This window comes from Paenibacillus sp. MT86 (genome assembly GCF_058792535.1).
Window position 1 is genome coordinate 4,621,214 of record NZ_CM179499.1, and the last position, 20,890, is coordinate 4,642,103.

The following is a 20,890-nucleotide window of genomic DNA, read 5'->3' on the forward strand; positions in this document are numbered from 1 at the left end:
GCATGGTATTCGAATGTTGAAAAAAAGCCTTAGTCCTCTCCACGCTCAATCTTCACGTAATCGCCATAGATTTCTTCCAGAGCGACACCGACGAACTTATGGGATTTCGGATGTTTCAACTCGCTGACTTCTCCTTCACGCAATTGGCGTGCACGGCGGGAAGCCGCAACCACAAGAGAATATTTACTGTCCACTTTATTCATCATTTCATCAATGGATGGATATAACACAGTCGAAGCACCTCTTCTTTATTTACTTGAAAGTTTTACGCCGTCTATGAAAAGACAGCTTACTTTCTCACCTTACAATGTTCGGCTATAATGATAGATTGTATTCTCTCGCAAGCAAGATTGATTTCATCGTTCACTACGGCATAATCATAATGCTGCAGCAGATTGATTTCGTCAACAGCTACGGACATACGGTGGTCGATCGTGGCCTGACTCTCTGTCCCCCGGCCCTGGATCCGATCTTTCAGTTCGTCCAGCGAAGGCGGCATCAGAAACACAAAGATACCGTCCGGAAACTTCTCCTTGACCTTCAGCGCGCCCTGCACTTCGATCTCCAGTATAATATCCTTGCCGGTGGCTAATGTTTCTTCCACAAAATCACGCGGGGTTCCATAATAGTTCCCGACGTATTCCGCATATTCGAGAAGCTGGTCGTTCTCAATCATATCCATGAATTGTTCCCGGCTTTTGAAAAAATAGTTTACGCCGTTTACCTCGCCGAGCCGCGGCGAACGCGTCGTAGCCGACACCGAATACACCAGTTCCGGAACCCGGCTGCGAAGTGCCGTACAGACGGTTCCCTTTCCAACCCCGGAAGGACCGGACAATACAATCAATAATCCTTTAGACATAGTACTCCTCATCTTATTCGTCGTTGTCGTCATCTTTGCTGGACAGACGGTGAGCCACCGTTTCCGGCTGTACGGCCGATAAAATCACGTGGTCGCTATCGGTAATGATAACAGCCCGTGTCCTTCGGCCATATGTAGCATCAATCAGCATATGACGGTCCCGTGCTTCTTGAATGATCCTCTTGATCGGAGCCGACTCAGGACTCACGATTGAAATGATCCGATTGGCCGATACGATGTTTCCGAAGCCAATATTAATAAGTTTGATTGCCATAGTGCGGTTGCTCCCCCTATACATTTGACTCTTACTTGCCGATGAAACTGCGGTTATTCCACATTGGCGGCTTGTTCACGAATCTTCTCCAGTTCCGCTTTCATTTCGACAACACGGTTTACCAGAGTCAGATGATTGGCTTTCGATCCAATCGTATTGACTTCTCTGTTCATTTCCTGAATCAGAAAATCCAGTTTACGGCCTACAGGGCTCTTCTGAAGAAGCAGCTCCCTGCATTGTTCCAAATGGCTGTGAAGTCGAATCAACTCCTCGTCCACATTGGAACGTTCAGCAAACAGAGCGACTTCCATTCCGAATATATGTTCATCAACAGCAAGCGATCCGTCATCAAGGGATTCAATGCGCTGCCGCAGGCGCTTCCGGTATTCGGCCGGAACCTCCGGAGCAAGCTCGGTCATCTCCCGGTGCAGCTGCTGCAAGCGGTCAAGCCTCTGCCCGATATCCTTCGCGAGAAAAGCGCCTTCCCTGCTGCGCATCTGGACCAGTCCCTCAAGCGCTTGTTCCAGACCTTGAAGAAGCGCATCGTTCCATAACTTCTGCTGCGCTTCATCCATGGAAAGTCCGCTCGGAGTAACAAGAACATCTGGCAGCGTCAAAATATCCCGCACCGCCAGATCTCCCGTGATTCCGTATGACTTCAAATCCTCGGCTGCCTGTAAATACGCTTGAACCATGGCATGGTTCAGCACGGCACCCTGAGACTCGCCGTTGTTTTCCTTGTTAATATAAACATCAATCCGTCCGCGTCCGATCCGGCTCTGTACCGCCCGTCGAAGCGAATCCTCGAAGAGTGCCCATTCACGGGGCATGCGAAAGACGATCTCGCAGTACCGGTGATTGACTGACTTCACTTCGAAAGAGATACTGTAGCCTTGAAAATCGACAACGGATTGCCCATATCCGGTCATGCTCAATGACATCGGAATCACATCCATTACACTATTGTAATTGATAATTATTAATGAAACAAGGGGGTCAATCGGCGGCCCGATTTCTCCCAGACGTACTCCATTAATTGTACGCTCATTTCATAGAACATAAACGGCGTCATCAAATAGATGCCGTTAAAATGCTCTGTCGCAACATCCAGCAGCTCCTTGCCGATCTTGACGCCCATCGCCCGGCCCGCTTCGCCTTCAAGTCCCGCCATGCGGCTGCGGACTTCGTCCGACAGCTGAATGCCCGGCACCTCATTGTGCAAATACTCGGCATTGCGCCCGCTTGCCAGCGGCATGATGCCGATGAAGATCGGAATATCCAGATGCGCCGTCGCTTCCCGAAGCCTAACCATTAACTCGGGATCGTAAACGGGCTGCGTCATGACGTAATCCGCACCCGAAGCAATCTTCTTCTCCAAGCGGGCAACAGCTTTGTCCAGATGCCTTACATTCGGATTGAACGCTGCCCCGACAACGAATTTGGCCTTTTGCTTCAGCGGCTTTCCGGAGAAAGCAATGCCGTCGTTCAGCTGCTTGATCATCCGAATGATTTCAAACGAGGTCATGTCGTAAACCGAGCTGGAATCTGGCAAATCCCCAAAGCGGGCCGGATCCCCCGTCACCGCAAGCACATGGTCGATGCCGAGCGCGTCGAAGCCCATCATGTGCGACTGCGTGCCGATCAGGTTCCGGTCGCGGCAAGCAATGTGGATCAGCGGCCGCAGTCCCGTGCGTGCTTGTACCAGATGTCCGAGGGCCATGTTGCTCATGCGGGTTACAGCCAGCGAGTTATCCGCAAGGGTCAGTGCATCGGCTCCCGCTTTTTTCAAAGCTTCCGCGCCTTTCATGAACTTGGTGATATCCAAATCCCTCGGAGGGTCCAGCTCCACGATAACCGTATGCCGCTCCTTTACGATATCGACAATCGTCGGCTCCCCGCTGCGCTCGTAGAATTGCTCCTGGGCCGTTTCGTGAATCACGATCCGGTTGATCTCCGCCTCTTCGATTGCAGGGAGCGGCGAAGGAACGTAGCCGGATAGCGCCGAGGAAATTTCCGCGATATGCTCCGGCGTCGTCCCGCAGCAGCCGCCGATAATGCGTGCGCCGCGATCCGCAAACTCCAGGGCCGTTTTCCCGAAATACTCGGGACTCGCGCCATACCGGTATTCCCCGTCCACATAATCGGCGATTCCCGCATTCGGATAGACCGAAGCCGGAAGATTCATGATGCCGTTCAGGGTTTCCAGCGCGCGCATGATGCCGTTGGGCCCCGTCCGGCAGTTAAACCCGATCACGTCCGCGCCTTCTTGACTCAATATGCGGTATGCATCCGGCATCGTGAAGCCGTCCAGTGTGCGGGCAATATCCTCCACCGCGAACTGGCAGATGACCGGCAGGTCGCTCAGCATCCGTGCCTGCGCCAAAGCCAATTGCATTTCATCCACGTCGTAGAACGTCTCGAGCAGGATGCCGTCAACGCCTTCGGAGATGAGTACGGACAGCTGCTCTTCGAAGTAACGCTTGAGCTCGCTCGTGGAAACATTGCTTCTTTTGCCTGCCCGAATGGAGCCGACCGCTCCCACCACATATCCTTGATCGCCGGCGGCTTCACGCGCAATTCTCACGCCTGCGCGGTTAATCTCTCCTACCCTCGCCTCCAAGCCGTATTTGGACAGCTTGTCATAATTGGCAGAGAACGTGTTGGTCTCGATGACCTGTGCACCAGCCTCAACATACTGGCGATGAACGTTCCCGATGACCTCCGGAGAGGTTAAATTCAGTTCTTCATATGAAATGCCTACAGGAAATCCTTTTTGATATAAATAAGTACCCATCGCGCCGTCACCGACCAGTACCTGATTCTCCCATGCCTGCCGAAGATTCGGTTTCATCGCGTTTTCTCCTCCACCCGACGTTTATTTTCAACTAATGTATCATAAAACCTCTGCAAAGATAAAGAGACAAAAGGGAGGCCGTTCGAAGGCCTCCCTACCGTGTCCGTCCCTGCAGGACAAACTTATGAACATACTGTTTTTTTCAACTGCCGGAGGAAGAGAAGCGGCCAGCGCATGCCCTAAATTGCCAACTTTCCTTTATATACAACCTCGGCCGGTCCCGTCATGTACACATGGTTGTCAAGCTCATCCCACTCGATGAACAGATCCCCGCCCTTAAGCGAGATCGTCGCGTTGCGGTCTGTGGCACCGTTCAGCACGGAGGATACCAGCGTCGCGCAGGCGCCAGTGCCGCAGGCCAGGGTCGGTCCCGCGCCGCGCTCCCATACCCGCATGTCCACTTGACCGCGTGAATTCACCGTTGCAAACTCCACGTTGATCTTTCTCGGAAAGAGCGGGTGCACCTCAAGCTTAGGCCCCCATACGCCGAGATCAAAGTTCACCGCATCGTCCACATAAATGACGCAGTGCGGATTGCCCATGGAAACGGCAGTGAATCGGAATTCCCGGCCGTCCACTTCAACGGGATGATTCACCACCGGATTGAGATCGACCAAGGTTGGCACGCTAAGTCCGTTCAGGACCGGTTCGCCCATATCGACCCTTACGCTGCTTACTTGACCGTCCTGCACCGTAAGACGCACCTGCTGCACGCCGGCTCCGATGGTTTCTATGGTAATCTCCTCGCGGTCGATATGGCCGTGATCGTACACATACTTCGCGACGCAGCGGATGGCGTTGCCGCACTGCTCCGCTTCGGAACCGTCCGAATTCATAATCCGCATCATGAAATCAGCCTTCGCGGAAGGCAAAATATATACAAGTCCGTCAGCACCGATGCCGAAGAAGCGATTGCACAGCTTCACGGCCAATTCGGATGCAGCGGATGGAAGTTCCCGTTCGCCGTATACGACAACGAAGTCGTTGCCCAATCCATGCATTTTCGTAAATTCCATCATAAAAACCCATCTCCTCTGCAATTGCTACGCTCGTGCTTAGCATATCGCAAAGGTGATGGGCTATCCATTCATTTTACGCCGAAATATTTGCACTCTTCGTCATCATGCCGCGGCGGTTCCGGTTGCGGTTCCGTCTGCCGCCCCACACGCTTCCGGCCCCCATCAGAAAGGTAGGAATGCCGGCGGCGACGAGTGTCAATGCCCACTCTTTCAGGCCAAGCGGAACCGTCTTGAAGATCGGCTGGAACGCCTCGATGTACATGACGCCGAGCATCAGCAATACCGAGGACAGCACGGCCAGAACCAATGCTTTGTTCTGAAGCGGGTTCCGATGGAAAATCGAGCGCGAGCTGCGGCAGTCGAACACATGGATCAGCTGGGCCATGACGAGGGTAGCAAAAGCAACGGACTGCGCCTTGGCCAGCTGCGCCGGATCATTCGGCGCGATGCGCAGCGTGACCCAAAATGCGCCGAGCGTGCACAGGCCGATCAAGATGCCGCGGCTGATGATTTTCCAGCCTAGGCGTCTGGCGAAAATATTTTCCTTGGCCCCCCGCGGCTTGTGCTCCATCAGATCCTTCTCCGGCTGGTCCACCCCGAGCGCCATGGCCGGGAGCCCGTCGGTGACCAGGTTTACCCACAGAATCTGGATCGGAACGAGCGGAAGCGGAAGCCCCATCATCATCGCAAAAAACATCGTCAGGATCTCGCCGACATTGGAGGCCAGCAAATAGCGGATGAATTTGCGGATATTTTCATAAATGCTCCGCCCCTCCTCAATCGCCGAAACAATCGTGGAGAAATTATCGTCACTGAGCACCAGCGACGACGCTTCCTTCGTTACGTCCGTGCCGGTAATGCCCATGGCAATCCCGATATCCGAGGCTTTGATGGCCGGTGCATCGTTCACGCCATCCCCCGTCATGGCAACCACATGCCCCTTCCGCTGGAGCGATTTCACGATGCGAAGCTTGTGCTCGGGAGAGACGCGGGCATAAACGAAGGTTTGATCCACCCTCGCATCCAGCTCCTTGTCGTCCATTCGGGATAACTCCTGTCCCGATAGCGACAGACCGTTCCTTGGCAGGATCCCGAGCTGGGCCGCGATCGCTTCCGCCGTTGTCCGATGGTCGCCCGTGATCATCACGGTCTTGATTCCGGCGCGGCGGCACGTCGCAATCGCGTCGCGCACTTCACGGCGCGGCGGATCGATCATTCCGGCCAGCCCCACAAAGATAAGCTGGCTCTCGGCCTCTTTCTCCGTTTCCGGCTTATCATAGGAACGCAAATCCCGGTAAGCCAAACCAAGCACGCGCAGCGCGTTGGAAGCCATGCCTTCATTGGCGGCCAGCACCTTCTGACGGAGCGTGGAGGTCAGCGGCACGACGTTCCCGTCCCACATGATATAAGCACAGGCGTCCAGCAGGACGTCCGGTGCGCCCTTCGTGCAGAGCAAGCGTCCGCCCTGATGACTGACGATGACGGACATCAGCTTCCGCTCCGAATCGAAAGGAAACTCTTTGTCTCTTTGGTAGATAGAGTTCAGGCTGCCCTTCGTCAATCCCATTTTGGACGACAGCGTCAGCAGCGCTCCTTCTGTCGGGTCCCCTTTTAACTCCCAAGCAGCTGCCGCCGGCTCCTCCTTGCCCTTGCGCTTGCTCCGGGCTTCCTCCTGCACATTCTCATAGATCTCCGCATTGTTGCACAGCCCGCTGATTTGCAGCAGTCTGCGAAGCCCCTGATCGGATCTCAGCTCGACAGGCTTGCCTCTGTGGAGGATCTGACCCGTCGGGTCATACCCGTGCCCGGTCACTTCCAGCGTACGTCCTCCCAGCCAAACCTGGGTCACGGTCATTTTATTCTGCGTGAGCGTCCCCGTTTTATCCGAACAGATCACCGATGCGCAGCCCAGCGTCTCCACGGATGGCAGCTTGCGCACGATCGCTTTGCGCTTGATCATGCGCTGCACGCCGAGGGATAGCGCAATCGTGACGATCGCCGGCAGCCCTTCGGGAATGGCCGCTACGGCAAGGCTGACCCCTGCGAAGAACATCCCTGCTGCAGGCTGTCCATGCAGAATGCCTGCGACTACGACCAAGACCGTCAGCCCCAACGACACGGCGATCAGAATTTTGCCCAGCTGCTCCAGGCGATGCTGCAGCGGCGTCTCCTGGGATTCCGTGTTTTGGATCAAATCGGCGATTTTGCCCATCTCCGTATCCATTCCGGTCCGGATGACAACGCCTTTACCCGTGCCGCGGGCCACCATCGTTCCCATGAACCCGATGTTCTTCCGGTCGCCCAGCGGAACTTCCGCATCGTGGATCGGCTCGGCATGCTTATTTACCGGCAGGGACTCGCCGGTCAAGGCGGACTCCTCGACGCTGCAGCTGTTGATCTCGAGCCAGCGAACGTCGGCCGGGATACGGTCTCCGCTCTCGACGAGAATGACATCGCCAGGTACGAGCTCTCTGGCCGTTAGCTGCACCACCTTGCCGTCCCGGATGACCTTGGAGGTCGGCGCGGACAGCTGCTTCAAGGCCCGAAGCGACCGCTCCGCCTTGAATTCCTGGATGAAACCAAGGATCCCGTTGATCAGGATGATGGCCACGATCGTGACGGCATCCAGATACTCGCCCAGCAGGCCGGATACCAGGGTGGCCCCAAGAAGCACCAGCATCATGAAATCCTTAAATTGATTCAAGAACAGAACAAATGAAGAAATTTTAACGCCCTCGGAGAGCTCGTTGTAGCCACTTTTTTTTCGTCTCTCCCCGGCTTCCTCTTCCGTGAGGCCCTGCTCCGGATGCATCTGCAGTACTTGCTGCAATTCATCCGTGTCCATCTGGTGCCATTGCTTTTGTTCCATGCTTCCTTTCCCTCCCGGTTGGTTTTGCAAGTTCCGACGGATGACAGCTTTTCCACCCTTTCTACGTAAATGTATTCGGACAGGTCCTGAATTATCACAGAAGGGGCCTTAAGTTTTTAAGGGAAATATGGCATCATAGAGAAGTACGATTAGGAAGGGTAACAGACAGATAGGAGAATGAAGGATGGCACTAGACGGCATTGTCACGCGCGCGATCGTGCATGAGCTTCAAGCCTGCCGGGGCGCACGAATCAATAAAATATATCAACCGAACGATCGGGACATCGTGTTTCACATACGCACCCAGCAAGGAAACGCCAAGCTGCTGTTGTCCGCAAACCCCACGTATCCCAGGGTGCATCTGACGCAGGAAACGTTTCTCAATCCGGCCGAAGCGCCGATGTTTTGCATGATTCTGCGCAAGCATTGCGAGAGCGGCATCATCGAGGACATCCAGCAGGTGGGCATGGAGCGGATCATCCATATGACGATTCGCCAGCGCGACGAGCTCGGGGATGTTTCCTCCAAGAAAATCATCGTGGAGCTGATGGGCAGACACAGCAACATCATTCTGCTTGATCCCGCGAGTGATACCATACTGGACGGCATCAACCATGTGACGCCCGCCATCAGCAGCTACCGCGTGGTCATGCCGGGATTTTCCTACACGAATCCGCCGGAGCAGCATAAGCGGAATCCGCTCGAAACCGGGCAGGAAGCTTTCCGGGAGTCCTGTCTGGTGAACGAGGAGTCGGCGGTCTCATGGCTGGTCGGCGAATTCAGCGGCCTAAGCCCGCTGGCAGCGCAGGAAATAGCCCACCGTGCAGGAGAAGGCCATCCGGGGGGAAACGAAGGGGAAAAAGAAAAAGATTGCGGCAGTCTGTGGCGTGCATTCGATGAGGTGATGGGACAAGTCCGCAGCCATCAATATACGCCTGTTACAGGTGTCAATCCCAAGGGCAAATCGGTGTTCTCCGTCATACCGCTGACATTGCTTGCGGACGAGACCAGAACCTACGAATCGGTCAGCCAATGCATGGAGGATTATTACGGGGATAAGGCACAGCGGGACACGGTTAAACAGAAGGTCAGCGATCTCCTCCGATTCCTGCAGAATGAACGGACCAAAAACATCAAGAAGCTGGATAATCTGAACAAAGATTTGGAGGAAGCCGGCGATGCCGATCGGTACCGGATTTTTGGCGAGCTTCTCTTCGCCTCGCTCCATCAGATTCAGAAGGGCGACCGCGAAGTCCAACTGATCAATTTCTACGATGAAGAGCAGGCGACCGTTACCATACCGCTGGATCCGCTCCTGACCCCATCGGATAATGCCCAGCGTTATTTCAAAAAGTACAACAAGTATAAGAACAGCCTCGCGGTCATCAACGAACAGTTAATCAAAACCCGCGAAGAGATCAACTATATCGAGAATCTTCTGCAGCAGCTGTCGCATGCTTCCCTGAACGACATCGATGAAATCAGGGACGAACTGGTCCAGCAGGGATATTTAAGAGACCGCAGCCGCAAAACGAAGAAAAAGAAGAAAAACGACAAGCCGACGCTGCATGTCTATACTTCATCCGAAGGCGTCGAGCTCTATGTGGGCAAAAACAACCTTCAAAACGAATACGTGACCAACCGTCTCGCTTCCTCAAACGACACATGGCTGCACACCAAGGATATCCCGGGTTCCCACGTGGTCATCCGCAGCAGCGAGTACGGGGATGCAACGCTGCAGGAAGCGGCACAGCTGGCGGCTTATTACAGCCAGGCCAAAGAATCCAGCAGCGTGCCCGTCGACTATACGCTCATTCGCCATGTACGCAAGCCGAATGGTGCCAAGCCCGGATTTGTCATTTATGACAATCAGAAAACACTGTTCGTCACGCCGGACGAGCAGCGGATCAAGGCGATGCCCAATTCGGTAAAAAATAATCGCAATTAAGATGAGCAAAGACATCGATATATCGTTAGTTTAATCAAAAAACGGGTATCCCAAAGGTCGTATGACCAGCCGGAGTACCCGTTTTTTTCTTACTGTCATGCCGGAATTTCCCTATCCGAATCCGCCGGAGCTGCACAAACTGAATCCCTTCGAAACCGGACAGTATTGGCGAATTTAGCTAGCTCCTTGCCCGCGCCTGTTGAAGCTGGTCCAGCACCTGGGTGGATACCTGGCGGCTGCCGATATCCCCATGGAATACCTGGCCCTGCCTCTCGCCATGGTAATCCGATCCGGCGGTCACGATGAAGCCGTACTCCTCGGCCATCGCCAAGTAACGTTCCTCCTCCGATACCCCATGGTCCGAATGATAGACTTCGATCCCCTTGAACCCTGACTCTTCAATCACCGTTCTGACCAACGCATCATCGCCGTAGAGTCCGGGGTGCGCAAGCACCGGCACGCCGCCGGCATCACGGATCCATTCGCAGGCCTCCTTGGGATGGATCCGCGGCTGCGGTACATAGACTGCCGCGCCTTGGGCGAGATACCGGTCGAAGGCATCCCGCAGATCCAGGGCATGTCCTTTATGGACCAGCGCATCCGCAATATGCGGGCGTCCGATGCTCTCATCGGGTTCCAGCGGCCTCCCCAATACCGCAATGACTTCCTCCATCGTAAGCTCGATGCCAAGCTCGCGAAGCTTTGCCAAGATCTTCTCATTGCGCTTATCCCTCGTGCGGCGGAGCGCTGCCAGCCGATCCAGAAACACGGGGTCCCGGTGTTCGACGTAATAGCCCAGGACGTGAATATCCGTCCCGCCTGCCATGGTGCTGATTTCTACGCCGGGGACCACGATGATGTTCAAGCGCTCTCCCGCTTGCAGCGCTTCCTCGATGCCGGCTACGGTATCATGATCCGTAATGGCCAAAGCCCCCAGCCCCCGCTCATAGGCAAGCTGCACGTTCTCCGAAGGCGTATTCATTCCATCCGAAGCCTGGGTGTGCGAATGGAGATCGCAGCCCTTTCGAGACGCGAGTTTATCCATGGCGTTCAATCTCCTTTCGTTGTATATTCGGGTATGCTTGCATTAACGCCGACGCTCTCTTAAATAGGCCAAAAACGTCATCGCCGACATCGGCAAGAGCGCCGACCGCAAATGAATGGAATAGAAATTCCGTTTAAATGACGCATCCGCGATATCGATCATTTTGACTAACCCGAGCGCCGTCTCGTGCTTAACCGTAGAGGTTGACAGCATCGTGATGCCGAGTCCTTCCTCTACCGCCGACTTGACAGCTCCCGTGCTCCCCAGCTCCATCACCGTCTGGATGCTCTCGGGATCGTGCCCCCGCTCCAGCAGCACGTCCTCCATGACCTTCCGGGTGCCGGAACCTTTCTCGCGCAGCACAAACGGATACGTCAGCACATCCTTCAAATATATCGCATCATCCCTTTGCGCTAAAGGATGGCTGGAAGGAACGATCAGTTTCAGCTCATCCTCCATGACCGCATCCAGCACCATGTCCGGATGTTCCACCGGAGCCTCGATCAGTCCGAAGTTCAGTTGATGGCTTGCGATTTCCTCGAGAATCTGCGTAGTGTTCATCACTTTGAGCATTATCGATATGTCCGGGTACTCCCGGCCGAAGGGCCCCAGCAATCGCGGCAGCACATACTCCCCGATCGTCAGGCTTGCCCCGAGCTGCAGTCTTCCCTGAAGTTTGTTCGAGAAAGCCGCCATGGCCGCGTCCGTATCCTGCGACAGCTCCAGGCTCCTGCGGGCAAAGGGGAGCAGCGTCCTCCCGGCCTCGGATAACTCCATGCGCTTGGTGGAACGGATAAGCAGCTTTGTCCCAAAGTACTCCTCCAGCGCCTGCACCTGCATCGTCACGGCCGGCTGGCTCATATGAAGCGCTTGGGCAGCAGCGGAAAAACTTCCCCGCTCGGCCACCGTGTAAAAGATATGTAGCTGGTGAAAATTCATCGTTTCGGTTCCCCTCTCGCTGCCGCTCTTGTTTTATATTGTAGCGGATCGCGGCAGCGCATACAAAAAAAGACATCCGCGCTTACGCTCGCATGCCATTTCATGACTTTATTTCTTTATTTACGCTTGCGGCTGTTCTTGATCAGCGTCATGCGGCGCGAATGACGAAGCCAGGAGTAATAAGACTTCAGGTCCCGAAGCTCAATGGTTTCGGACATACGCCCCAAAAATGTTACAATGATCATCCGATGCAGTGGGTTGCCAATCAGATCGCGTTCATGCTCCAGCTCCGAGAACTCCGCCACAACCACCAGGTCGTCGTCGATCAGATAGACATCCTGTTCGTTGCGGTAATACGGCACGATCCGGTCCTGCTTCAAGCACTCCCACATCCAAGTCCCGATTTCCTCGTGGGAGGTGTCATGCCCTTCCACCCGGTCCGTATAACGGCTCTTTGCATGGTTGGTAATCACGATATCGGCTACCTTTTTATCATTTAACGTAATATAAAACGGCTCATAGGTGCTCCACCGCTCAGTCCCTTTGTCGCGCATGGAATATCACTCTCCACCAAATGGGTCTTTGTATCTATGTATATATACCCAACATATTACATCATTCCACTGTCATTCACAAGATTGAAACCTCGCTTCTTGTGAACAATCACCGAAAATTTAGAAATAGCTCTAATTGCATCCTGGTGCGGTAGGTGCAAAGCCGGATGGAATGATGGGTCCCATTAAAATGTAAATTGTACCTTACTTATACTATTTTATCAAATCGCCTTCCGATTTATGCCAATCTATCGCCGCAAATCGAAATAATCTTTGGAAGTTCATGCGCGACATGCGAGGCCAATACTTTCCAAGGCCTTAAAAAAAGCGGCCCCAAAGGGGCCGCTTCACGCTTTTCTCGCATTCTTACAAGATACGCGATATGCGATTTGCACAGATTCACGAGCAGGCACATCCTGCTAGGGACCGTAAAATTTGGCTTTATCCGGCCCCTTGCTGCTGTACTCTGTCTTAATCTCGTTCCGGTAGGAGCGCTCGATCTTACGAACGTAGGACAATCTCCGGATGTTCTTCATTGTCTCTTCGGCACGGTCAGCGTTGACGTACATGACAACGTAATGCATGCGGCGCGATATATAATGGACGCTGCCGTATTTCTCCAAATTCCTTGCTGCCTTCACATCGCTGACCCATATAATAAAACCGGTCCGTTCAGCCAACATCCTAAGCTCCTCGCCTCACTTTCGTCTCTATCTCTAATATATCCCTGTTATCCGCACGAGTATATGCCTGTTATCCGCACGAGTATATGCCTGTTATCCGCACGAGCAGGCTCCGCCGCTGCCACACCCCTTCTTCGGAAGAGGGTCATTGCCGGGAACCTTGATGCTCTCCGAAACCGAAAAAGCAATCCTCTCCGACATGGAATGCAGCAGATCGTCCAGATTCTTCTCGGCCTGTTTGAACCGGGCTACGGGCTCAAAAGCTTCCAGTTCCGCTTCCACCGCGGCTACTTCATCCTTGGCCGAATGATAATTCGGGTGAAAGTGGCCGAACCGCTGCGTCTCTTCGAACAACTCCTTCTTCGATTCAAGCTTTCTGACCAAAGCCTGAATCATGGGGTCATTCTCAACTGCCTGCTTCCAATATAGATAATCCGCCACTTCGACGGAAGCATTAATCATGTCGCCTATTTCGTAGGCATAGGTGAGCACCTCGGCCATATCGACCGTGTTTATTTCCGATACGCTCATGAACTCATCCCGCTTTTCTATTGAATTTGGCCCGCGTGTTGATCGTGGACTCTTTCATCATAGCATAACGCTCGTATCTTAAGAAGGGGGAATTCAAACGCTTTTACGGAATCACAAGCCGCATTTCCCTCCATTCCCCTTCGCCTAACTCCACGATGGCTCCAGTCTTATCCGAATCCGGATCGTATAACGCCCCCGAAATTTTCCACGGCTGACGCAGGATTTGAAATGGAATGAATTCCATGCGGCTGCCATCGACGGCAATCTCCAATTTGGCCGACAGCTCCAGCGCCTGCTCCATCATTTGTTTGGCCGTCGAGCCGTGGTAAGAGCGCCAATCCCGTGTCCACATGACAGGAATCCGGTTCAAATCGGGAATGATCGACGATGGATCCGGCAGCGTGTCATCAGGTTCAAGTGCAAGCTCGCTTCGCGCCGGGCGGATCAATCCGCAGGAGGGAAGGCTGCGAGTCCCCCCCTGCATAGGGTAACGGTCATTTCCATCAGTACCCGCAAGTTCCGCATCCTCTTCCGGAGGAGTCTCTGCATAGCGCAGCGACTCGTTCAGGCCCGCCCTGTCCACCTCCTTGCCCCATTGGCATAAGGCAGCTTGCACGTTCTCCGGCATTCCCGCGGCTGCATGTTTCGTGAAAAAGGCCGCGATTCCCTCCGGCTCCATTCCGGCTTTTGCCGCCTGCATCACCGAATCCCTTGTCAGGCGATAGACCGTCATCACATCATCCAAAATCCGCTCCGTGCAGCAAGCAGCTTGAAACTTAACGGAATTCGGCACATCGGGCGGTATCAAAATTTCAAAATCCGGCTGAATGAACAGACCCGAGGATTCGGAATCAGCCCCTTCGCTTCCATCCAGCAAGGAGGAGGGAGCCACACGCCAGCGGAACAGGAATTGACCATCGTCATCGATGCCCAAATCGGTGTATCCGCAGCCGGTTAATAACCGGAGCCATGAAGCGGCTTCCTCCGGCAATAATTCTTTTCCGGTGGATGCCCCTCCTTCCAAAGGCTCTGAGACTGCAGCGGGCATCTGCCGAGCGCGGTACCACACCCCGCCGGACAGCGACGAGTGACATATCCTCCAAGTCCAATGCTGAAACTCGGCCGAGCTCGGAATGTAGAGTTCCATCATGTGAAGAAGGACGGACCTGTCCATCGCTTCCCGGGAGAGCATAAGCCAACGCCGCAATGCGCTTCGGTTCAGCTTGAGTTCCCCCTGCTCGGCAACGACCAGCTCAAACGTAAACAGCAGATCCAAAACCATCGCGACATGTGGAGGGTAGGCATCCGCATGATCATAGTGAAGGGCGAGCCCTTCGACATCGTATGGCGTTAAGGCGATCTCGCCCCCCAGTTTCTGAATACATTTCTTATGCAAAATCCCTTTAGCCGTCAACGATACGCGGTTTTTGGCCATATATACGAGAACATTGAACATATCGATCGCTATGCCGTTTCTTGCTTCCTGCTGAAGCCTCACGGATGCAGGAGGGATGGAGCCTGTTTCAAGAGCCTTCACAGGACCACAGTCTTCTTGGAGGATCTGCAGCTTGTCAAAAGGAATGAAATACAGCCTCTCGCCCCAACCCCGCTTGACCGCTCGCACCCATCCCTGTTGTCTCAAGGAGATGAAGGCAAGCTGCGCCTCCACGCCGCTCAAGCGGGGAAATCGCAATGAGCGCAGCTTGTCGTCATCGAAACCCTGCCCGGCAAAGCGGCGCCAGATATGGTGGAGGACCGATCGCTCCTTCGGAAGAAGCCGTTCCAGGCTCATCGTGTCCGCCATGTCCTGCTGCCTCGTCATCTCCACGAGACCTCCTTCCCGTCGGGATGCTGATAAGAGCGGGTATTTCGCATCGCGATCAGATCCAGGGAAGCCGCAGGCTGCTTTGCATGTATCGCGTGATATTCGTACCCCTGCTCAATCAGAAACAGCTGTCGCCGGATCGCAAAGATCTCCTCCCGGCTGTCCTCCGTTACCAATGCATAAAAATAAGCCCGATTCTCCCCTGACTTCGGCCGCAGCAAACGTCCAAGCCGCTGCGCTTCCTCCTGCCGCGAGCCGTAGCTGCCCGAAACCTCGATCGCTACGGAAGCATCGGGCAAATCGACCGCGAAGTTTGCCACTTTCGATACGACAAGCACGCGTACGTTTCCTTCCCTGAAGGCGTTATACCATTCGTTGCGCTGATCCTGGGTCATTTGTCCCGTGATGAGCGGGGCCTGCAGCTCCCTGGAAATGGCATGGAGCTGATCCAGGTATTGTCCAATGATGAGCGTCTGCGCATCCTTGTGGACATCCACGAGCTGCCGAATCACATCAAGTTTGGAGGGATTCTCGGCAGCCAGCCGATATTGCTCCCTTTTGCCAGCCGCCTCGCAGGCTTCTCTGATCTCGTCCGGCAGCGGCACCTTAATCTCCGTGCAGGTCACCGAAGCAATCCACCCTTGTGCCTCCAGCCTTTTCCACGGCATTTCATATCGTTTGGGACCGATCAGGGAGAACACGTCGCTCTCCCTTCCATCCTCGCGAACCAAAGTGGCGGTCAGACCAAGCCTGCGGGTCGCCTGGATGTCGGCCGTCGCGCGGAATACCGGTGCGGGAAGAAGATGAACCTCGTCATAAATGATCAAGCCCCAGCGCCGTTCATTAAACAGCTTCATATGCTGCTGCTCCTCCCCCTTGCCCTGCCGGTGGGTCAAGATGTGGTAGGTAGCGACCGTCACCGGCCTGACCTGTTTGCGCTGACCGGAGTATTCGCCGATTTCATCCACGGACAGCGTCGTTTTCTGCATCAGCTCGGCGATCCACTGCCTTACCGATGTGGTATTGGAAGTGAGGATCAGCGTCTCGCATTGAAGCTCGCGCATGGCGGCGATGCCAATGACCGTTTTCCCGGCCCCGCATGGCAGGACCAGCACACCGTTGCCGCCTTCGCCGCCAATATCCCTGAAGGATTCGGCAGCCTTCTGTTGATAGTCGCGAAGCTCGAACCGCTGATCGTTGGATTCGCCGTTCGAATCTTGAAGGCGCTCGCTGCCCGATTTTTCTCCCCGCCAAAGAATGTTCAGGTATTGCCCGTCCATATATCCCGCGTGGTCCAGCACAGGATAGCCGAGCCGGGTCATCTCCTGCTTTAACACGCCGCGGCGGTCCGAAGGCACCTCTGCTTCCTTCGGCGAAATCAACCGGACGCCGATTTCCCTCAGGGAGCGATGGGACGTCAGCTCCTGCATCAGGGCTTCCTCATTGCCGGATAACAGCAATGCACGTTCAAGCGTTGGATGCGGGAGCAGCGACAGCTGCCCATAACGCCCAACGAGCTGGCGAACCTCTTCCAGCAGGGCGGCCGGCACGTCCCAACGCGACAACAACTGAAGGCTCGAGCAAATGGCTTCAGCCGACATGCCCCCTGCAGCGGCGTTCCATAAAGATAAAGGGGTCAAGCGATATGTATGAAAAGACGTGGGACTTTTGATCAAATCGGCATATTGGGCTAGCTGCTCGCGCGCAGCCTCCGCATCCGCATGGGCGGTTTCAAGAAGTATGGTCCGATCGCGCTGGACGATGCAAGGCTTGTTGTGCACCCTTATTCCTCCTCGTGACATTCGGTCATCTTAAAAAAAAGAAGTCCACATCCATGTCCTGGATCTGAACTTCCCCTATGATCAATAGGATTTCCAAATAACGAGCGTTCATGCGCGAAGATTGCGATTTTGTGAAAGTCTATTCCCCGTTCTGATAGCTTGACACCATCTCGACCAGCAGCTTCGCCCCGTAGCGCATCGCATCTTCATCAAAGTCGAACATTGGATGATGATGCGGATAAATCGCCCCTTTGTCGGGGTTGCCGGCTCCAACGAAAATGAAGCAGCCCGGAATTTCCTTCAAGTAATAAGCGAAATCCTCCGCCGGCATCAGTTTGGGCGAGACGGTGACCTGATCCGCATCGAACACTCGGGGTGCCGTACGGAAAAATCGTGCGGTTTCGGCTTCATCGTTCACCACGGGTGGGTAGCCGACGAGATATCGAACCGCCGCCTTTGTGCCGTAGGTTTCGGAAACCGTCCGGGTCATATGCTCGATCCGCTCCCGGATCAACGCCCGGGTAGGTTCGTCAAACGTGCGAACCGTCCCCGTGATCCGGCAGGAGGAGGCTATGACGTTTTGCGCCGTTCCGGCCTGCATTGTCCCTACCGTAACGACGGCAGGCTGCAGCGGATCCACGGTGCGGCTTACGATGGTTTGAAGCTGCATGACAAGCGCAGCCCCCGCAACCAGGGCATCGGCCGTCACATGCGGCATGCCGCCATGCCCCCCGCGCCCCGTAATGTCAATGAAAAACTCATCCGCCGCCGCCATCAGCGGACCCGGCGCGCTCGCTGCGGTGCCTACAGGTAACGGCGTCCACAGATGCAGGCCGTAGACGACGTCGGCCCCATCGAGCGCCCCGTCCTTGATCATCTCCACCGCGCCGCCGGGGCATACTTCCTCCGCCGGCTGGAACATAAAACGAATCTCCCCCTGAATTTCTTCCGGGAACGTGCTGTAATATGCGGCGGCTCCAAGCAGCATGGAGGCATGCCCGTCATGCCCGCAAGCGTGCATCACTCCCTGCACCCTGGATTTGTATTCGCAGCTCTTGCCGTCCTCGATCGGCAGCGCATCCATGTCGGACCGCAGCACAACCGTCCTGCCGGGTTTATCCCCTTTTAATGTCCCTATAACTCCATGCCCGCCAACACCGGTCTTGACCGCAAGACCGAGCTCCTGCAGCCGGGCTGCTATAAATGCCGAAGTTTCCTTCTCCTGGAACGAAAGCTCCGGGTGCATATGTAAATGACGCCGCCACTCCACCATCCGTGGATACCATTGATCCCAAAATGCTTCCTTCATCAAGTTCATCATCCTTCCCCCGCTATTGGCGGCTCAATCGATCGCAAGTAAGCCGTGGAGTTTGCTCAGCAGCAGTCCGTGCCCAACCATGGCATCCATCCGGCCGCCCTCCTTGATCTTGCGATATACATCCCTGAGCGGGACCCACACCGCTCTAACGTCTTCGTCTTCCTCTTGATTCGACTCCCGGCTCCCGGACACCTTCAAATCGTCGGTGAAATAAAAATAAACGTTCCGGTTGGCCAGAGAAGCCATCGGATAAGCACTGCCCATGTAGGACAGGTCCTTGCACTGCACGCCTGCCTCTTCCTCAAGCTCCCGCTTAACGGCAAGCGCGCGTTCCTCGCCGGGCTTCACCGTTCCGCCGGGAAGCTCCCAGGTGATCTCATTCACCGCTTCCCGATGCTGGCATACCAGTAGCAGGCACCCTTGATGGACGGCCACAACCGCTGCCGAATCCGGAATCCGGTCGATCACGACGATTTCCTTCTGCCCGTTTTCTTCCACTGCATAATACTCCGTGCGGTAAACGACGCGGTTCATAGGCCGTATCCACCCTTCGCTTGAATTGAAGTCCTATGAATATATAACCACCAGGATGGAAAGCGTACATTTCACAGCGTTTTCACTTGCATTTATTTTAACAGAAAAGAAGAATGCTTGCCGTTATCAAAATCTTATCTGGATAAATGGTCTCAATTGAAGCGTGACGGGCGGTACAGGCTTGCACAAGTTCTTGAAACATACTATCATATTAAAGAACTTTGCAAGGACTATTAAGGGGGTTACGACCACATGATTTTCGAAAATACAGGCTTGGACGGATTGCACAGCGATTTAGCTTACCTCGATGAATGTGCCGAGAAAGTAGGCTTCATTCGTTGGCAGTGGGAATACTACCGCGCTACATACGACTTGAAAATCGAAGATAAAAAAAATCAGGCTGAATACTTCCTGCGCATTAACACCCGCGCTGTTGAAGGCAAGCTGGAGAAACCCGACACCATCCTCAAAATCGAAGCGGTATACCTTGGCAAAGCCACGTTCCCGCACGGTCTCGAGTATGAATCCATGGCTCCGCAGCCTGTCATGAATGTGGCCACCAAGAAGCTTCAAGAGCTCAAAGCTCTTCTGGAAGCGTAAGGTCGAACACGATGAATACGACCAAACCTCAGCCGAAGAGAGGGACGCCTGATTTCCAACTGCTGATCCTTACCTTGCTGTTGGTGGGATTCGGACTGATCATGGTGTTCAGTTCCAGCTCCAGCTTGGCCGTTTTCAATGAAAAATTCAATAACGATCCGCTGCACTTCACGAAGCGGCAAGCCGCGTTTGCGGTTCTGGGCACGTTTGTCATGTTTGTGGCCATGAACATCAACTATAAGAAATACAAGAAGCTATTCATACCGGTGTTTTTTCTAACCTTGATGCTGCTGATTCTTGTGGTGATTATCGGTTCCGCAACCAACGGCGCCACAAGCTGGTTTAATTTGGGGAAATTCGGCATCCAGCCGACCGAACTGGCCAAAATCGCGACCATCGTCTATCTGGCAGCGCTGATCACCAAAAAAGGGGAACGAATCCGTCAATGGAAGGGCGGTTTCTTCCCCGTACTCATTATTGTAGGGATCGTAGCGGGCCTGATCATGCTTCAGCCCGACCTGGGCTCCTGCTTCATCCTCGTGGCTACCAGCGGGCTGTTGATCTATGCGGGGGGCGCCAGCCTTAAGCATATTCTCGGCTGTATCTCGCTTGTTGCGCTTGGCCTGGTGCTCACGCTCGGCGTCGGATCGCTCTTCAACTCCGGCGGAGACCAGGAGCAGGCCTCCAAGAACTACAAGATGGGACGAATCGAGGCATTCATGGACCCGTTCCATGACGAATCGGACACGGGCTACAATCTGGTCCAATCGCTGATTGCCATCGGCCAGGGCGGCGTTACCGGAGCGGGTTACGGGGAGAGCGTGCAGAAGCTGCATTATCTGCCGAATCCTTACAACGATTTCATCTTCTCGGTCATCGGCGAAGAATTCGGTTTTATCGGAACCGCGATATTCCTGCTGCTCTATTTATACTTCATCCTGCGGGGGATCATCGTGTCGCTTCGCTGCTCGGATCCGTTCGGAACCTTGACCGGCGTCGGCATCATGGGACTTATCGCCATTCAGGCCTTCATCAACATCGGCGGGGTGACCAATACCATTCCGATTACGGGCGTTACCCTCCCGTTCATCAGTTACGGCGGTTCCTCGCTGCTGGTCATGATGCTCAGCATGGGCATCGTGCTTAGCATATCCAGGGACAGCAACCGTCCGATGAAAGAGGAGCAGGTTAAATCCGTAATTAAAAAAGACTACCGGGCAACCGTGTAGTCTTTTTTGTTCATTTTTTTCATTA

At 54.4% G+C, this 20,890-nt stretch carries 19 protein-coding genes; 3 read left to right on the forward strand and 16 right to left on the reverse strand.

The annotated features are described in order from the left end of the window. Positions 1 to 29 precede the first annotated feature (29 nt). The 7 genes from rpoZ to AC3RCL_RS20645 all read right to left on the reverse strand — a co-directional run bounded on the left by rpoZ (position 30) and on the right by AC3RCL_RS20645 (position 7,878). A complete protein-coding gene (gene rpoZ / locus AC3RCL_RS20615) occupies positions 30 to 230 on the reverse strand; it encodes a DNA-directed RNA polymerase subunit omega (protein ID WP_009592612.1) in 201 nt (66 codons plus the stop codon). Between the two features lie 59 nt (positions 231 to 289). After that, a complete protein-coding gene (gene gmk, locus AC3RCL_RS20620) occupies positions 290 to 862 on the reverse strand; it encodes a guanylate kinase (protein WP_009592584.1) in 573 nt (190 codons plus the stop codon). 13 nt (positions 863 to 875) lie between these two features. After that, positions 876 to 1,136, reverse strand: a complete 261-nt coding sequence (remA, locus tag AC3RCL_RS20625) for an extracellular matrix/biofilm regulator RemA (RefSeq protein ID WP_006209218.1) — start codon at positions 1,134 to 1,136, stop codon at positions 876 to 878. Positions 1,137 to 1,189: 53 nt separating this feature from the next. Beyond that, positions 1,190 to 2,077, reverse strand: a complete 888-nt coding sequence (locus AC3RCL_RS20630) for a YicC/YloC family endoribonuclease (protein ID WP_090912925.1) — start codon at positions 2,075 to 2,077, stop codon at positions 1,190 to 1,192. Positions 2,078 to 2,115: 38 nt separating this feature from the next. Further along, the gene (locus AC3RCL_RS20635) at positions 2,116 to 3,987 is read right to left on the reverse strand and encodes a bifunctional homocysteine S-methyltransferase/methylenetetrahydrofolate reductase (protein WP_492531663.1); all 1,872 of its coding nucleotides are present in this window, start codon (positions 3,985 to 3,987) and stop codon (positions 2,116 to 2,118) included. Positions 3,988 to 4,169: 182 nt separating this feature from the next. After that, entirely contained in the window at positions 4,170 to 5,006 is an 837-nt protein-coding gene (gene dapF, locus AC3RCL_RS20640; RefSeq protein ID WP_492536417.1) for a diaminopimelate epimerase, read from the reverse strand. 76 nt (positions 5,007 to 5,082) lie between these two features. After that, on the reverse strand, positions 5,083 to 7,878 hold the full coding sequence (locus tag AC3RCL_RS20645) for a calcium-translocating P-type ATPase, SERCA-type (RefSeq protein WP_492531665.1): 2,796 nt from the start codon (positions 7,876 to 7,878) through the stop codon (positions 5,083 to 5,085). A 184-nt stretch (positions 7,879 to 8,062) separates the two neighbouring features. On the opposite strand from AC3RCL_RS20645, the gene AC3RCL_RS20650 reads away from it, so the two are divergent. Next, on the forward strand, positions 8,063 to 9,826 hold the full coding sequence (locus tag AC3RCL_RS20650) for an Rqc2 family fibronectin-binding protein (protein WP_492531667.1): 1,764 nt from the start codon (positions 8,063 to 8,065) through the stop codon (positions 9,824 to 9,826). 178 nt (positions 9,827 to 10,004) lie between these two features. On the opposite strand, the gene AC3RCL_RS20655 is transcribed toward AC3RCL_RS20650, so the two are convergent. The 9 genes from AC3RCL_RS20655 to AC3RCL_RS20695 form a co-directional block, all read right to left on the reverse strand. Continuing rightward, positions 10,005 to 10,871 carry a PHP domain-containing protein gene (locus tag AC3RCL_RS20655; protein WP_492531669.1) on the reverse strand — a complete coding sequence of 289 codons (867 nt, stop codon included), beginning with the start codon at positions 10,869 to 10,871 and terminating at the stop codon, positions 10,005 to 10,007. 42 nt (positions 10,872 to 10,913) lie between these two features. After that, entirely contained in the window at positions 10,914 to 11,810 is an 897-nt protein-coding gene (locus AC3RCL_RS20660) for a selenium metabolism-associated LysR family transcriptional regulator (protein WP_492531671.1), read from the reverse strand. A gap of 116 nt (positions 11,811 to 11,926) precedes the next feature. Next, on the reverse strand, positions 11,927 to 12,364 hold the full coding sequence (locus AC3RCL_RS20665) for a hypothetical protein (protein WP_009589660.1): 438 nt from the start codon (positions 12,362 to 12,364) through the stop codon (positions 11,927 to 11,929). 419 nt (positions 12,365 to 12,783) lie between these two features. Beyond that, on the reverse strand, positions 12,784 to 13,047 hold the full coding sequence (locus tag AC3RCL_RS20670; RefSeq protein ID WP_006209210.1) for a YlbG family protein: 264 nt from the start codon (positions 13,045 to 13,047) through the stop codon (positions 12,784 to 12,786). A gap of 93 nt (positions 13,048 to 13,140) precedes the next feature. Further along, entirely contained in the window at positions 13,141 to 13,578 is a 438-nt protein-coding gene (locus AC3RCL_RS20675; RefSeq protein ID WP_009589694.1) for a YlbF/YmcA family competence regulator, read from the reverse strand. Between the two features lie 103 nt (positions 13,579 to 13,681). Further along, positions 13,682 to 15,400, reverse strand: coding sequence for a helicase-associated domain-containing protein (locus AC3RCL_RS20680; protein ID WP_492531674.1), 1,719 nt, complete (start codon positions 15,398 to 15,400; stop codon positions 13,682 to 13,684). Next, a complete protein-coding gene (locus AC3RCL_RS20685) occupies positions 15,397 to 17,184 on the reverse strand; it encodes a DNA repair helicase XPB (protein ID WP_492531676.1) in 1,788 nt (595 codons plus the stop codon). The genes AC3RCL_RS20680 and AC3RCL_RS20685 overlap by 4 nt, the downstream gene beginning before the upstream one ends. Before the next feature lie 139 nt (positions 17,185 to 17,323). Then, positions 17,324 to 18,502: a M20 family metallopeptidase gene (locus AC3RCL_RS20690; protein ID WP_213579784.1), complete on the reverse strand. Its 1,179-nt coding sequence runs from the start codon at positions 18,500 to 18,502 to the stop codon at positions 17,324 to 17,326. 24 nt (positions 18,503 to 18,526) lie between these two features. Next, the gene (locus AC3RCL_RS20695) at positions 18,527 to 19,036 is read right to left on the reverse strand and encodes an NUDIX hydrolase (RefSeq protein WP_492531678.1); all 510 of its coding nucleotides are present in this window, start codon (positions 19,034 to 19,036) and stop codon (positions 18,527 to 18,529) included. A 252-nt stretch (positions 19,037 to 19,288) separates the two neighbouring features. On the opposite strand from AC3RCL_RS20695, the gene AC3RCL_RS20700 reads away from it, so the two are divergent. Beyond that, positions 19,289 to 19,636 carry a YugN family protein gene (locus AC3RCL_RS20700; protein WP_009589628.1) on the forward strand — a complete coding sequence of 116 codons (348 nt, stop codon included), beginning with the start codon at positions 19,289 to 19,291 and terminating at the stop codon, positions 19,634 to 19,636. Between the two features lie 11 nt (positions 19,637 to 19,647). Further along, positions 19,648 to 20,865, forward strand: a complete 1,218-nt coding sequence (gene ftsW, locus AC3RCL_RS20705) for a putative lipid II flippase FtsW (RefSeq protein WP_009589615.1) — start codon at positions 19,648 to 19,650, stop codon at positions 20,863 to 20,865. The last annotated feature ends 25 nt before the right edge of the window (positions 20,866 to 20,890 follow it).

Coding starts and splice junctions, on each gene's coding strand:
- AC3RCL_RS20690 (WP_213579784.1), bottom strand. CDS start 18,502: ATGAACTTGATGAAGGAAGCATTTTGGGATCAATGGTATCCACGGATG.
- AC3RCL_RS20700 (WP_009589628.1), top strand. CDS start 19,289: ATGATTTTCGAAAATACAGGCTTGGACGGATTGCACAGCGATTTAGCT.
- AC3RCL_RS20635 (WP_492531663.1), bottom strand. CDS start 3,987: ATGAAACCGAATCTTCGGCAGGCATGGGAGAATCAGGTACTGGTCGGT.
- AC3RCL_RS20655 (WP_492531669.1), bottom strand. CDS start 10,871: ATGGATAAACTCGCGTCTCGAAAGGGCTGCGATCTCCATTCGCACACC.
- AC3RCL_RS20670 (WP_006209210.1), bottom strand. CDS start 13,047: ATGTTGGCTGAACGGACCGGTTTTATTATATGGGTCAGCGATGTGAAG.
- AC3RCL_RS20645 (WP_492531665.1), bottom strand. CDS start 7,878: ATGGAACAAAAGCAATGGCACCAGATGGACACGGATGAATTGCAGCAA.
- AC3RCL_RS20675 (WP_009589694.1), bottom strand. CDS start 13,578: ATGAGCGTATCGGAAATAAACACGGTCGATATGGCCGAGGTGCTCACC.
- ftsW (WP_009589615.1), top strand. CDS start 19,648: ATGAATACGACCAAACCTCAGCCGAAGAGAGGGACGCCTGATTTCCAA.
- remA (WP_006209218.1), bottom strand. CDS start 1,136: ATGGCAATCAAACTTATTAATATTGGCTTCGGAAACATCGTATCGGCC.
- dapF (WP_492536417.1), bottom strand. CDS start 5,006: ATGGAATTTACGAAAATGCATGGATTGGGCAACGACTTCGTTGTCGTA.
- gmk (WP_009592584.1), bottom strand. CDS start 862: ATGTCTAAAGGATTATTGATTGTATTGTCCGGTCCTTCCGGGGTTGGA.
- AC3RCL_RS20680 (WP_492531674.1), bottom strand. CDS start 15,400: ATGACGAGGCAGCAGGACATGGCGGACACGATGAGCCTGGAACGGCTT.
- AC3RCL_RS20695 (WP_492531678.1), bottom strand. CDS start 19,036: ATGAACCGCGTCGTTTACCGCACGGAGTATTATGCAGTGGAAGAAAAC.
- AC3RCL_RS20650 (WP_492531667.1), top strand. CDS start 8,063: ATGGCACTAGACGGCATTGTCACGCGCGCGATCGTGCATGAGCTTCAA.
- AC3RCL_RS20665 (WP_009589660.1), bottom strand. CDS start 12,364: ATGCGCGACAAAGGGACTGAGCGGTGGAGCACCTATGAGCCGTTTTAT.
- AC3RCL_RS20660 (WP_492531671.1), bottom strand. CDS start 11,810: ATGAATTTTCACCAGCTACATATCTTTTACACGGTGGCCGAGCGGGGA.
- AC3RCL_RS20630 (WP_090912925.1), bottom strand. CDS start 2,077: ATGTCATTGAGCATGACCGGATATGGGCAATCCGTTGTCGATTTTCAA.